Consider the following 13,733-nt stretch of genomic DNA (forward strand, 5'->3'; position numbering starts at 1 on the left):
ATGGGCACGTTAACGTTTGCGGTTATGCTAGAGTCGTTCGGACTTTATTCGATGGCAGGACTGATGATTATTGTCGGTCTCGCCATCTTCGAGGTGACGACGCCATACAGCAACTGGCGCGAGATTCAAAAAGGAAATATCGCTGTCGCTTTGGCAACAGGTGGGAAGATTGTCGGTCTCGCCAACATCTTCCGTGTCGTCGAGAGCTATCATGAGAGCACGATCGATATCTTCATCGGTGGAGGGTTCGGTTTCCTATTGCTTCTGGCGACTTATTGGTTATTTGAATTTTTGACACCGACGCTGAAGGTGAACGACGAGATTCAACAAGGAAATATTGCTGTCGGATTGTTGGCATTCTTGCTGTCGATCGGGGTATCTCTCGTCGTCGGCGCGGCATTGGTGAGGTGAAGACATGGTATACGAACGATTGGCAAAGATTTTGTTCATCGGGGCCGGGCTGTTCTTAGTGGCAGCGGCACTCTGGTATATGTTTTATTGAGAGACGAGGATCATCCATTTGGATGATCCCTTTTTTGATTTTGGTAACCTTGAATATAAAATATATAGGTGAAAGGAAAATATTTTACAATTCGTGTGAGGAAATCGATATACTGAAACTAGATTATGGAACGAGATACATAAGAAGGTTGAGGTGTGGGTCATGGCGAACGGATCAGAAGTGTTTGAAGTCTTGATGACGAATGCAGTGAAATTGCCTGGAGTGAAAGTAGACCGGAAAGAGTTTTTAGCTCAAAATTTTAGTAAGTACGTGCCGGCGAATCAGTTGGCAGAGATTATAGAGAAGGGACCGCTTGAGGCGAACGTCCCTCTTTCAGTCATCAAAAAAGTAGCGAAGCGAAATATCGCCAATCAGACGATGAAGAGTTCGAGTGCATCGTTTGCAGCCGGTCTACCTGGAGGCATCGGTCTCGCCGCAACGATTCCGGCCGATACGGCACAATTCTTCGGTTTCGCCCTCCGTTTAGCGCAAGAAATCGGGTATTTATATGGGTACGATGACTTTTGGGAAGACGGGGAACTAGATGTCGAACGGGTGAATGGAGAATTGATTCTCTTTTTAGGTGTCATGTTCGGCGTGGGCGGTGCGACGGCTACCATCAAGGCACTATCCGCACAACTCTCGAAAGAAGCTTTGAAAAAGATCCCGAACAAAGCGCTGATGAAAACGGTGTACTATCCAATCATCAAGAAAATGTCAGCGATGATTGGGGTGAAGATGACGAAAGACACGTTCGCCAAAGGGATTTCGAAGATGATCCCACTCGCAGGCGGTGTCATTTCGGGAGGAATCACGTACTCATCGATGACGAAGATGGGCAATCGCCTTATGCATGCGCTTGAAGAAGGCGTCAACATGACGGAAGCGGAGTTTATTGAAAGTGTGGAAGCAGTCAAGCGTGAAAATCTTGAAATCATCGAAGCAGAATTTGTAGAAATTGATGAGGGATCACGTAATGACGGGGAAGTCATCTAAGAAGATATCGTATGTTCTAGGAGGGGATTATTCATGAATCTAGACTTACACTACTTGATGTCGACCGAGCGCTACGTACTCGACATAGAATCGTTTCAGATGAAGAATGAAGCGTATTACCCGTTAGAATGGACGTTTTATGGAGCAGCGAATCCGACGATGCTCCTCACATGGGACGCTAATCGCGACCGCATCCGAATCCGCTTCGAACAGTACGCCGTCTTTTTAGGGACACAAGAAGAGCACGGAATGAAAGAAGATGGGTTATGGAACGAGCATCCGATTGTGAAACTATCCGCATCGCGCCTGATGTCATTCGCTAGTGAACGGATGGCGATTCATCCGGTGAACCGTAACCGTGGCGCGCTCGCACATTACGTCATCCGTACGATCGAGCAGGAGTTTCATGTGTTAGCGTATGAAGACCCGATCGTAGAAGATTTAGGAAAAGTCGGGGACACGGGAGTACGTGTCGAAATCGTAGAAGAAGCCGAATAAAAACAACGTCGCCTCTTATCGGAGGCGACGTTGTTTCGCTTATGGAACATCAATTTTGACGGTATAGGTCTTCGGCATGGCATCACTCGAAGCGAACAAGACGAGCGTCTTCGCTTTCTCTGGGACGAGGAAGACTAAATCAATTTCGGATTTCTCGCCTGGCTTGTAACGGAAGCCACCTTGGAATGCTTTCTTATTGTGGTTGACCATGTCGACGGGGCTGTATTCCGTCCCATCTGGCGTGTACATGCGGAATCCGTTCGGACGATAGTCCGCATAGCCACCATAGCCCTTATCTTTGTCATACAACGTAAGCGGCAGACTGACGAATCGCTTCCCAGCTTCCGGTTCAGTCCCGTCCGGAGAGGCGTACACGGGTTCACCCACTTGAAATTCGCGTTTCTTCATTTTTGGATCCCCGATAAACGTTTGGAACGTGCCGAGGTTCATGATTTTTTGAAGGTCATCTTCTTTTTGTGTGGTGTCTTTTGCTTCTTTCGGTTTATCTGCTTTTAAATCAGCCTGTTTCGCACCCGTCGTCTGCGCAGTCGGGGCTGGGGTCGCTTTCGCTTCTTCCGTGACCGGCTTGACTTCTGGTGATGTGAAGACGAACAAGCTGATGATTCCGACGACGAGTGCCGTCGCCGTCGTCCCGAGTACGAAGCGGAATCGTTTCTCGACTTGTTTTTGGTTGACGACATGCCCACCGATGGCTTCAGCCGGCGTGATGCGGACCGCGCGTTCGGCAGGAAGCAATGCACCTAAGACCCCTGTCACGACCGGAATGAGGATGGTCGCAAACAAGAACGGTAGCTCTGACGTCGGGAACTGTTGATACATGATCGTAACGATGATGATGGTGAAGGTCACACCGAGTAGTCCTGCGAAGAAGCCAGTCAACGCACCTTCCGTCAAGACGAGACGACGGATGGACGTGTTCTGCCAACCGAGCGCTTTCAAGACGGCGAGTTGAGGCTTACGCTCGGATACGTTTTGCCACATGATTTCGGTCGTCGTCAACATCGCAATGAGTAAGGCGACCCCCATGGCGACGTAATGCATCGTCCCGACTTCTAGTGCCACGAACTCCCCAATCCACGTCGTATACAAGACGCCTTGGAGGCGGAACGTGACGAACAAGAAGAAGCCGAACAGACTCGTCGGTAAGGCGATGGCGAGAATCGACAACAACGTCCGTGGCCAATACGTCACGAGTTGGTTCAAGCTCATGCCGACGCTTGAGCGCGAGCGGCCGAGACGTCGTCCTTTTGAGACTTCACCGGACTGCATCGTTTCATATGGCTTGATGCGACGGACGAGTCGAATCGGGATGAGTGTCCCGAGCCAGTAAATTAAGAGCCCGGCCAGTCCAATTAATAAGATACGGGTAATCGAAGTCGAGCCGGCCGCCGTCCAAAGGAACGTCCCGAGAATCATCCACGAGATGAGCGCGACCATCGACCCGAGGATCGTGGCTTCTAAGAATAACAGTTTCGAGAGCTGACTCGGCCGCCAACCGAGCGACAAGAGGATGGCGAACTCTTTCTTCCGTGCGTACAACATGATGATGTTCGAGCTGAACACGTACAGCATCGCGACGAGGATAACACTCGCGACGACGCCGGAGAAGCCGAGTTTCGCTTCTTGGAAAATCGTGATTGACGACCCGATTTTAATCCATGGCTGCTGAATCCAACCGAGCGAACTTTCTCCTTTTAAACCTGGGAGATACGTGACGGCGTATTGTGGAGATGAGCCGAGCGTGACGTCCGTGATGAGACCGGTCTTGTCCTCGATCTCTTTGGCGACTGCTTGGAGCTTCGCTTCACTTTCTTCATTCAAGACGTCCACGTCTTTCACGTTGACACGAATGGCTGAGATGGCCTTGTCACCAGCGATGGCGAACGCCGCGTCGAGTGTCGTCAACATTGACGGTGGCTTCGTCAAGAAGCTATATGGGTTATTCGTCGGTTTGACGGTCGTCGGTGGGTTGACCGGTTCATCCTTCGAGTTCATGACCCATTCGGCGCTTGCCGGGAAATACGTCTCCATCGGGAGTTCCGTTAGCGGGTCTTTTGACAGCTTCAGTTTCGATGGGTCGAATAGTCCGATGTAGTTATATTTCACTTTCGGCACTTCGTTGAGGTCTTCCGCGTATAAATTGGACTTACGATACATACTTTCTTGCCCATACTTCACTTCACCCTCAGCGAGGAACGGTTTGATTTGATACGAGTACGGCCACCGTTTCGGGAACGGGCTCGTCACGCCTTCGTAGACAAGAGGTGATGCCTTCTCGGAAAGCCAAGTGTAGTCAACCGTGACACGAGGATCTTGTGGCTGTGGTGTTCCTTCTAAAATGTGTTTCGTGATATTGTCGTGCATTTGTTGGGCTGTAAAGTCGTATGAGGCGACTTTCGTCCCTTTCAAGCTATCTAGATATTCCCCTTTCCCTTTCTCGAGATAGGTTTTGATAAAGGCTTCTTGGTCGCTCGTATCGGCATCGACTTCTTCGATGGTGTAGTTGATCGAGGCATCGACGTAGTCTTTTGTACTCATCAAAATCGGGATTGTCGTGATGTCTTCATCGTAAGGTTCTGGGACATCCTCTTCATTGAAGTAACGACTGAACGCTGTCGCTTGTACGGCATCGTCTAACCCGACGAGTTTCGCTTCGGCGACCGGGTCGATCCCCGCGAGCATGACATCGCTTCCGTAACTGAGTGGGAATTCTTCATATAGGGCGGTCGGGCCGATGCCGATGTGAGTGGAATCACCGTTTGGCATCCAGCCGACCCAAAAGTAGGCTTTCAAGTCTTGGAAGTCATTGATTTTTTCAATACCCGTATCGATGAGTGTGTTCATCTTAAGGCGATAAAGTCCCGCTTTATCAAACGTGTGCGTTTGCGTGAACGAGCTCGAATAAGTCGACCCAATCATCGCGATCGGTGCCGCGACATCGATGTCGGCAATCTGTTGAATCGTCTCGTATTGTTCGCGTGTGATTCCGCCTTCGAGTCCGCTCATATAGTTTGGCTCGAGCAAGTTCAAGTCCTCGGTCACGCTTCGGCTGCCTTCCGGACGGACGACGATGTGATAAGACGAGTCCCAACGCTTTTGTAGCTCGTTGACGACCGTCCCGTTATTCGCCTGCGTCACACCGAGAAGATAGCTGAGCCCGGTACTGACGATGAGCATCCCGACCATGAGCAGGATGAATCGTTCCTTATTCCGCCACCACGAGTTCCAAATGAACTTAAGCATGATGGACGTCGCTCATAGCGACGACCTGCCCGTCGCGCATCTCGATTTTTCGGTTGGCCCGGTCGGCGAGTTCCGGGTCATGGGTGACGAAGAGGACGCCACATCCGTTCTCGCGATTCAAGCGGATTAATAGATCAAATATGACGTCACCCGTGTGTGTATCGAGGTTCCCCGTCGGCTCATCGGCGAGGAGCCATTTCGGGCGATGAATCAAGGCGCGGGCGACGGCGACGCGCTGTTGCTGACCACCTGACAGTTGGGACGGTAACGAATCGACCTTGTCAGCGAGACCGACCTCTTTCAACAGTTCGAGCGCACGTTCATGGACATCGTAATCAACTTTTCGTCCGAAGAGCGGGGACATGACGTTCTCAAGCGCCGTCAACGTCGGGATGAGGTGGAACTGTTGGAAGATGAAACCGATGTTCTCGAATCGGAAGTTCGCGAGCTGTTTCGCAGATAGTGTCGAGATGGGTTCATCGTTGAAGAGCAAGGTACCCTCTGTCGGACGGTCGAGTGTACCAATCAGACTGAGGAGCGTCGATTTCCCAGACCCCGATGGTCCGATAATGGAGATGAAATCCCCGTGCTCAAAGCGGAGGTTGATGTCCTGTAAGGCAACCGTTTTGACGTCACCCGTGTCAAAGCGTTTTGTTAAGTGTTCACATGTGAAGTGATAGGCCATATCGTTAAATCTCTCCTTTAACTAATGTATAGTGAAAATATGTAAGAGGACGTAATATTCTGACTATTTTAGATTAGAGGAAAAACTTTCCTTTAGATAGCTGGATAAATTTTTATCTTGGTTTCAAAGGAGTAACGGATAGATATACGGAATAGTAAGCGTACATAGGAATGGTAAAAAAGGAGCGGAGCATGTGGAATCTTCGAATCGAAAGTCAGATGAAATCAAGCTTGTAATTGGAGCGGGGGAGTACAATAACAATCCAGGTTGGATCCATACTCAAGAAGAAGAATTAGATGTATTGGACGAATTTTCTTGGCAAAACCGTTTTGCTATACATTCAATCAATGCGATTTTAGCCGAGCATGTATGGGAACATCTCACGTATGAAGAGGGAGTGACCGCAGCGAAGCTGTGCCATCACTATTTAAAGCCTTTAGGCTATATTCGCTGTGCGGTACCAGATGGATATTTTCCAGATGAGTCGTATCAACAGATTGTACAAGTCGGTGGACCTGGTCCGAAAAATCATCCGGCGGCGAGTCACAAGATTGTCCATACATATCAATCTATCATCAGTCTGTTTGAAGAGGCGGGCTATGAAGTGAAATTACTTGAATACTGCGATGAGAATGGAAAATTCCATCAACAGGATTGGGATGGAGAGGATGGCGTCATCTTTCGGTCCAAGAAGTATGACCCTCGAAATCAAGCAGATGAGCTTGTTTTCCCTTCTTTAATCATTGATGCCATCAAACCGGAGTGAGGTTGAAGGAACAAAGAATTGTACAATTGATTACTAAAAAGGGAATAGATAAATAAATAAGCGGTCGAGCGAAAGGGAGTGAACGCGATGAAATCATTCGAGATTGAGTTCCATTTAGTCAATGGGGAAGTTCTGACGTATATGGTGGAAGCTGACACACGATTTGAGGCATTGGAGTCGATTTACCAATCGTTTCGACATGCGAGTGATGGGTTCGTACAGTTTGAGGACGAGTTGATTGTGATGTTGGATCATGTGGCGTATGTGAAGGCGTTTGAGGTGGATTGAAAAATAAAAAAGAAAAGTGAAGTTAAATCACTTTTCTTAAATACATATCTTAAAAAGATTAATAGAGAAGTTGGTCATTTGTTAGTGAGGACAGCTTCTAAGTATGCTGCAAGTTTTTCAGAGCGCTTCAGAATTAATTCTTTTGTCCAATAGACACTTGAAGAAGATTCATCCATAAACAAATAGCTATTAATTCTTTCGAATTGTTGTACTTCTTTTCCAGACTTCATCGACGAGACTAAACGATCTGCCAATACTTGAGTGGTCCAAATTGATGAATCTGCATATACAGATCTCTTCTGATCAAATTGTTTATTAGAAAGTGAAGAGTTTTCATCGTTACCGATAAGTGCAAAATTACCAATCCGATTCACGTATTCTTTATATTCTTCCAAGTCTTCAAAACCGGAAGCCTCTATCAGTTCATTGCTGATAGGTGTTCTTGGCATGATATGTTCTAAAGTGACCTTTTTATTTCGGTTTGACGTTAGAAGAACGGTATTATCGGAATGACCATAAGCTTCAATGAAACGAAGCAAGTCGTAACCTTTTTTATTGTAGTTTCCTCTAGTGTTCTCAAATTTTCTAGAAAATACAGCTTCTTTTGCAAGTTTAGCTTTTTCTGAAATTCTTCTTTCTAATTCACTTACGAATTGATGATAAGCCTGGTCTTGTCCTTCTCGTTTTAAGTTTGCGTTATATTTTTTTATTAATGAAGGTATTTCAGCTTCAATATAGTTAGTTTGCGTGTAAGAAAAAATAACACTTGCACCCAATCGAATTGCCAAATCAACAATCTCTGATTTTCTTTGTTCTGATTCATTGTAAAACGGAATGAGGATTGTTTGTGCCTGTTTTAAGTTCAAAAGCTTGAATAAAACATTTAGTAAGTGGGTGTTTTTAATAAATCCTTCAAACTCTTTACGCTCTAATTTTCCGTAAGTATATGAAACATCATGCATCTCAGAAACGATTGACAGAACTTCCTCTTTTGCTGGATTTAGTTCGGAATAATAGTTAAAAAGTTTATCTTTACGAACATTCTCTCCAGTCGTCCCAACTAAATAGTGCTTTAGAAAGGTTGAAGATTCAACTTTTCTTTTAGGACTTAGTACGAGGTTGTCGTTAAATTTCTTCCACATTTCAGTAAACTTATCTCGTTCATCGTCACTATAGAAATCTTTAGCTAAATTTTTTAAAAGCATGTTTTTAATTAAATCTAACGGTTCTAAATCTTTCCCTCTGTTATTCAAGATTTCAAATAATTGAAATGCTTTAGATAATGTCGGTGCAGTAGTTACAATTAACATGACTTTATGTTTTATGTAGTTTACAAATTTCAATAATTTCTGATCATCTAATTTAGCGAGTTCTTCTTTTAATACATCATATACTTCTTCAATTTGAGTAGAAGTTTGAGATAGGTTTTTCGAATTAGAATCTGGGCGAATAATGTGCCGATAAGTACTACCAAATTCTAAGCTTTTGTGATGCTGTATTTTAGAAGTTTTAAAATTTGCATCATCGTCAAATAATCCATATCCTTTGTTTAATTCACCTCGGACATTCATCCATTTTTGAATTGTATCAAAGCTGCTTTTATTCTGATGTAAACGATAATCAATTGTTTCTTCTAGAACTTTATATAGTAACGAAAGGGTTGTAAGTCTCTGTTGACCATCAATCACAATTTTGTTTGCAGGTTGGTGATCATTGTTAATCAACACGATATTTCCCAACAAATAGCCGTCTAATAACGAACTTTCCTTTGTAAATTCTTCTGTGTCTTCATTAAAATCTTTAAAGAGCTGTGTAACTTCTTCTTCCCCCCATACAAAATCTCTTTGGAAATCAGGAATTTCATAAATAAAATCATTATTAAATACGTTAAATATTGATTGGATTTCTGAAGTAATCAATTAGATACAGCCTCCTATTTCATAAAACAAACCTTCAAATAATTGGGTATAATGAAAGTATAGTATTTTAATAGAAATTGATCTACCGCAATGCATGCAGAAAGGGTTGAGAATAATGAGGAAAGAGTACAATAAATTAATCCGTGACCGCATTCCTGAAATTATTCACGAATCAGGAAAAATCCCGATTGTGAAGCAACTTACTCAAGCCGAACACTTTGAGCAAGCACGTTTGAAACTCTATGAAGAAATCAAAGAGTATGAAGAGACGAACATTGATGAAGAGTCTCTTGAAGAGTTAGCTGACATTTTGGAGTTGGTCTATACACTTGGAAACATGCATGGGGCAGACTTCGATGAATTGAACCGCATACGTGAAGAGAAACGCAAAATACGTGGCGGTTTTGAAAAGGGTCTATTTTTAGAAGAGGTCTTCGATCATGAGTGATTTACGACTCCATACGAGCAATCTAGGCATCCCTTTACAAGAACACATAGACGCGGCGACTGAAATTTATATGGTCGTCGCGTTTGCTCAAGTTTCGGGAGTGAAAGAATTATCCGCTTCGTTAAGAAAAGCGAGTGAACGTGGCGCTCAAATCAGAATTTTGGTAGGAGACTATCTGTACCTTACCGATCCTGATGCATTGGATATGCTATTACAAATACCGAATATTGAGCTCCGGCTATACCGCTCAAAAGGGAGGTCGTTCCATCCAAAGGCATATTTGTTCCGTACAATAGGAAGCGGTACATTTTTTGTTGGTTCCTCGAACTTGTCGCATAGTGCGTTGAATCATGGTGTGGAATGGAATGTTGAAATTCCTTCAAGTGTATCAGAGAAAGTGTTTGAAGAGTCAGTCGCTGCGTTCCATGAATTATTTTATAGTGAATATGCGCAAATGATGAATTCAGTTTCGTTACAGCCGTATCGCGAAGAGTATGAAGCGCGAAAGGATCGAATGAAGGAGCTGGAGGTCGCTGAACATTCTCCTGTCTACATAGAAGATGATTCGATTACACCGACGTCTGTCCAAGACGCAGCGTTATTGGCACTCCGGGAGACGATGGCGGAAGGTCGAAAAAAAGCGATGCTCGTTTTGGCGACTGGATTAGGAAAGACGTATTTGAGTGCATTCTTTGCACGTCAATTCAAACGTGTCCTTTTCGTCGCACATCAAAGAGAACTTTTGTTACAAGCAGAAAAGTCATTCCTCAATGTGGCGACCGACTGGAAGACCGGGTTACTACTCGGTGGTGAATCAAGAAATCAAGATACTGCTGACGTCGTGTTCGCCTCGATTCAAACGTTAGCTTCGAAACAAAGAATGGAGCAATATGACCCGGAGCAATTCGATTTGATAATCGTGGATGAGTTCCATCATTCGGCTGCTCCTTCCTACCGTCGGGTGCTAGATTATTTTCAACCGAAGTTCTTACTCGGTTTGACTGCAACGCCTGACCGTTTAGACGGAGGAGACGTATATGCACTTTGTGATGATAACGTCGCCTTCCAGATGCACTTTACTGAAGCGATTGAAGAATCGTTTTTAACCCCGTTTCATTATGTTGGAATCTATGATGAAATCGACTACTCTCAGATTCGTCTGATCAATGGACGTCGTTACGATCAAGAAGAGTTATTGGCAGAACAGTTAAAAGAAAGTGTTGCTGAGAAGATTTATAGAGCTTGGTCAGAGCATCATCAATCGAGAGCACTCGGCTTTTGTTCTTCCGTTATACAAGCTGAATATTTGGCTGATTATTTCAGGAGGCAAGGAGTACAAGCGGTAGCACTTCATAGTCAGGCCGATTATGATCGAACGGAAGTAATTGCCCAATTAAAGCAAGGACAATTGGACATCATTTTTGCAGTGAATCTATTTAATGAAGGTGTAGATATTCCTGAAATCGATACGCTATTGTTCTGTCGTCCGACTGAATCATTGACTGTGTTCACCCAGCAAATCGGACGAGGACTACGTCTATCAACAGGAAAGACACATTGTACGATTATCGATTTGATTGGGAACTATAAAAACATTGATAAGAAACTGGCGTTATTGACGACAGGCGGTCCAGATTCACTGAAGAAGGTTCCAACATCAAATAACTTACCTACTTCGTGTACAATCGAATTTGATTTAGAGACTGTCGATCTTTTGAAGAAAATGATGACTCGATCTTCGACACGACATCAATTATTAGAACGAAATTATTTCATGGTGAAGGAAGAACTAGGGAGACGACCGACCTACCTAGAACTAATCCAACGAGGTGAATATTCATTGGAAGCTTATCAATCCGAAAGGAAGCACTTTGGTGGCTTCTTCGGTTTTCTAAAGAAAATTGGTGAGTTAACAGACGGTGAGTTAAGTGTTTTTGAAAATATGTATCCTCTTTTGTACGAAGTGGAGGATACAAGAATGACAACAAGTTATAAGATGGTTGTATTATCCGTCATGTTAGAGCGGGGAGCGCAAATGTGGTACAATCCTTTGAAAGCATCTGATGCAGCTTATCCGTTCTATGAATACTTGACGAGCGTACCTTATCGCCAACAGATTGATGGAAAGACGAAAGACTTTCAGCAACCTTTCCATCAACAAAAAATTGAAAAATTGTTATTGCGCATGCCATTCGATAAAATTGCCAAAGGACCGTTTTATGTAGAAGGTGAAAGCCTACATATCGAATTCAATGAAGCGCTCCGCAATCGGATTGTTTATGAATGGGTGAATCAGATTGTAGAAGTTCGGTTACATTACTACTTCAGTCGGAAAGCGCGACGAGCATACGATTGATCAATTCAGTTATATTGAAAGAAAAAGTAGAAAGGTGGGGTAATTTGAAACGCCTATTACTACGCAAAATCCAATTCGCCCTCGAGCATCACGGCGGGACGGCATCCTTGAAAGACATTTATGCGTATGTCGAAAAATCGTATTATCAACTCGAGCTTGACCGTTATAAAGATTGGAAAGGGCACGTTAATAAACAGATTCGTGCGCATTCCAGTGATTCAGCGAGCTTTACTGGGAAAGAAGACCTTTTTTATTCCACAGGAAATAAAGGCATTTGGGGTCTCAGACAATCCAATAACTAACGAAAGCGGGACCAATTTCACTTGGTTCCGCTTTCAATGTTTACAAAACATCACACCCTATTGTCACACAATGTTCATTACTGTACACTTCGATATTGTGTGCTAAAAATTATGTTAGGGGTTAGTCAATGGAACTTGTACAGCAATTATCTCAAATGCAACTGATCAACCAATTCTGGTTGCTTATGGCCTTCGTCATTCCAATGGTCATTTTATCTCGTATGGTCGTGGCTGGGACGCGCTTCTCGCCGATCCTCGTCATCGTCATCTTCGGTCTCGGTCTCGGGTTCGGTATGGTCGAGCTCGGTATCGCGACGCCGGGTCTTCCTGAATTTCCGCTCGTCGACTTCTTGTCACGGACGACAATCATCGCATTAGTCGTTTCGTTCTTCGTCGGTGGACAAGAACTTCGTAAAATCTTAAGCAAACAAGAGCTCGACATGGAGGATATCGTTGTTCCTTCTAAAGAAGAGATGTTCCTCGGGACAGGACGTACGCAGTTCATCTTCATCCTTCGTTCGTTCTTCTTGCTCGTCGGTTTGGAAGGGTTCTTCCGTATGGCAATCGAGCCAGATACGGCAGAAGGGATTGCGCTTTACTACCCAATTCTCGCACTTCTCGGTCTTGCGGTGTCGTTCTTACTCATCGACCATAAAGCACAGATTCAGGACAAGAAAGTATACATGCAAAAAGGTGTCATCGAGACAGTCCTCTTGCTTGTCATCTTGTTCGTCTCGTTCTTGATTGCGACAGCGGTTCAGCCGATTATCGCACTTCCGCAAATCTTCTTTGCGATGTTGATCTCGTCAGCACTCGGTGCCATCTTCCATAACTGGACGTATGGACCGACTGTCCGCGCGCTTCTCTTCGCAGGGATTCCGGTCGTCTTGGCTGCCAACTTCATGGTTGGGGGTTCACGAATCGGTGACGCGTTCGCAATCGAAGGCATGAACTCGATTCTCGTGTACGGTTTCTTCGGTCAGTTGTTCTGGATGTTCGGTGGAATCGCACTCATCATGTGGTTTGCTCGCACAGGCCACGTCCGTAACCTCGCGCCAGGTATGGCGGGGTCACTTTCACATAGCGGTCTCACAGGAGCGTGTACGGCTGGGGACTTCGGTCAAGTGGCGGCAAAACGTGCGCCAATCATGATCAACATCCCGTTCTTCGGACATATCTTCGTCTTCTCGATCCTCGCAGTTAGTGCCGACAACGGCGCGCTCTGGATTTGGCCGACGATGATCATCGTCTTAGTCGGTCTCGCGCTCACGGCGCTTTCGTTGAAAAACTTGCGTGCGGCGAACGGGGAAGACTTCAAAGAAGTCAAAGCCCTTATGCAGTTCTCGTTCGGATGGCAAATGATGGCCGTCTTCGGTGGTCTCGTCATCTTGACGTTCAGCACGATTGCATTTGATTACACGACGATGGCACAGTCGTCAGCGATCTCGCACTTCGGCTTGTTCGCAGCGGTCCAAGGCGGCATGTTCGGAACGGAAGCGTCGCTTCTCATCCCGCTCATCTTCTCGATGCCGTTCCTCGTGCACCCGATCGTCTTCTACATGTTCGGGAAAGCACTCGACAACAATGGCGAAATGCCACGTGTGCCGGTATATGCGATGGCGCTCGTCGGTGTCGTCGGTGTATCTGCAGCGATTTTCGTCTTATAAGATATCAATTCCGCTCTGACTTCGGTCAGGGCGGTTTTTTTA

Annotated in this window: 12 protein-coding genes; 9 read left to right on the forward strand and 3 right to left on the reverse strand. The window is 45.2% G+C overall.

Annotated features, from left to right (window positions below; genetic code table 11):
• The 3 genes from KNO66_RS00825 to KNO66_RS00835 all read left to right on the forward strand — a co-directional run bounded on the left by KNO66_RS00825 (position 1) and on the right by KNO66_RS00835 (position 1,996).
• Positions 1-411, forward strand: coding sequence for a DUF350 domain-containing protein (locus KNO66_RS00825; protein ID WP_214739542.1), 411 nt, complete (start codon positions 1-3; stop codon positions 409-411).
• Positions 412-664: 253 nt separating this feature from the next.
• Positions 665-1,498: an EcsC family protein gene (locus KNO66_RS00830; protein ID WP_214739543.1), complete on the forward strand. Its 834-nt coding sequence runs from the start codon at positions 665-667 to the stop codon at positions 1,496-1,498.
• Between the two features lie 33 nt (positions 1,499-1,531).
• Positions 1,532-1,996 carry a hypothetical protein gene (locus KNO66_RS00835; RefSeq protein ID WP_214739545.1) on the forward strand — a complete coding sequence of 155 codons (465 nt, stop codon included), beginning with the start codon at positions 1,532-1,534 and terminating at the stop codon, positions 1,994-1,996.
• A gap of 39 nt (positions 1,997-2,035) precedes the next feature.
• Here KNO66_RS00835 and KNO66_RS00840 read toward each other — a convergent pair whose 3' ends face one another.
• Positions 2,036-5,260 carry an FtsX-like permease family protein gene (locus KNO66_RS00840; protein ID WP_214739547.1) on the reverse strand — a complete coding sequence of 1,075 codons (3,225 nt, stop codon included), beginning with the start codon at positions 5,258-5,260 and terminating at the stop codon, positions 2,036-2,038.
• Positions 5,253-5,945 (reverse strand): ABC transporter ATP-binding protein, encoded by a 693-nt coding sequence (locus KNO66_RS00845; RefSeq protein ID WP_214739549.1) that lies wholly within the window; start codon positions 5,943-5,945, stop codon positions 5,253-5,255. The genes KNO66_RS00840 and KNO66_RS00845 overlap by 8 nt, the downstream gene beginning before the upstream one ends.
• A gap of 193 nt (positions 5,946-6,138) precedes the next feature.
• On the opposite strand from KNO66_RS00845, the gene KNO66_RS00850 reads away from it, so the two are divergent.
• Both KNO66_RS00850 and KNO66_RS00855 read left to right on the forward strand, forming a co-directional pair.
• Entirely contained in the window at positions 6,139-6,711 is a 573-nt protein-coding gene (locus KNO66_RS00850) for a class I SAM-dependent methyltransferase (protein WP_214739551.1), read from the forward strand.
• Positions 6,712-6,798: 87 nt separating this feature from the next.
• Complete coding sequence (locus tag KNO66_RS00855) at positions 6,799-6,999, forward strand: hypothetical protein (protein ID WP_214739553.1); 201 nt, start codon at positions 6,799-6,801, stop codon at positions 6,997-6,999.
• A 74-nt stretch (positions 7,000-7,073) separates the two neighbouring features.
• Here the strand turns inward: KNO66_RS00855 and KNO66_RS00860 are convergent, their stop codons facing one another.
• Positions 7,074-8,918: a DUF262 domain-containing protein gene (locus tag KNO66_RS00860; protein WP_214739555.1), complete on the reverse strand. Its 1,845-nt coding sequence runs from the start codon at positions 8,916-8,918 to the stop codon at positions 7,074-7,076.
• Between the two features lie 115 nt (positions 8,919-9,033).
• Here KNO66_RS00860 and KNO66_RS00865 point away from each other — a divergent pair, with 115 nt between their 5' ends.
• The 4 genes from KNO66_RS00865 (at position 9,034) to KNO66_RS00880 (ending at position 13,691) form a co-directional block, all read left to right on the forward strand.
• A complete protein-coding gene (locus KNO66_RS00865; RefSeq protein ID WP_214739557.1) occupies positions 9,034-9,366 on the forward strand; it encodes a nucleoside triphosphate pyrophosphohydrolase in 333 nt (110 codons plus the stop codon).
• Positions 9,359-11,722 carry a DEAD/DEAH box helicase family protein gene (locus tag KNO66_RS00870; RefSeq protein ID WP_214739559.1) on the forward strand — a complete coding sequence of 788 codons (2,364 nt, stop codon included), beginning with the start codon at positions 9,359-9,361 and terminating at the stop codon, positions 11,720-11,722. Before KNO66_RS00865 ends, KNO66_RS00870 begins: the two co-directional genes overlap by 8 nt.
• Before the next feature lie 44 nt (positions 11,723-11,766).
• Positions 11,767-12,024 (forward strand): hypothetical protein, encoded by a 258-nt coding sequence (locus KNO66_RS00875; protein WP_214739561.1) that lies wholly within the window; start codon positions 11,767-11,769, stop codon positions 12,022-12,024.
• Between the two features lie 128 nt (positions 12,025-12,152).
• On the forward strand, positions 12,153-13,691 hold the full coding sequence (locus tag KNO66_RS00880; RefSeq protein WP_214739563.1) for a hypothetical protein: 1,539 nt from the start codon (positions 12,153-12,155) through the stop codon (positions 13,689-13,691).
• Positions 13,692-13,733: the final 42 nt, after the last annotated feature.

Source organism: Exiguobacterium sp. s48 (assembly GCF_018617395.1).
Lineage (GTDB): Bacteria > Bacillota > Bacilli > Exiguobacteriales > Exiguobacteriaceae > Exiguobacterium.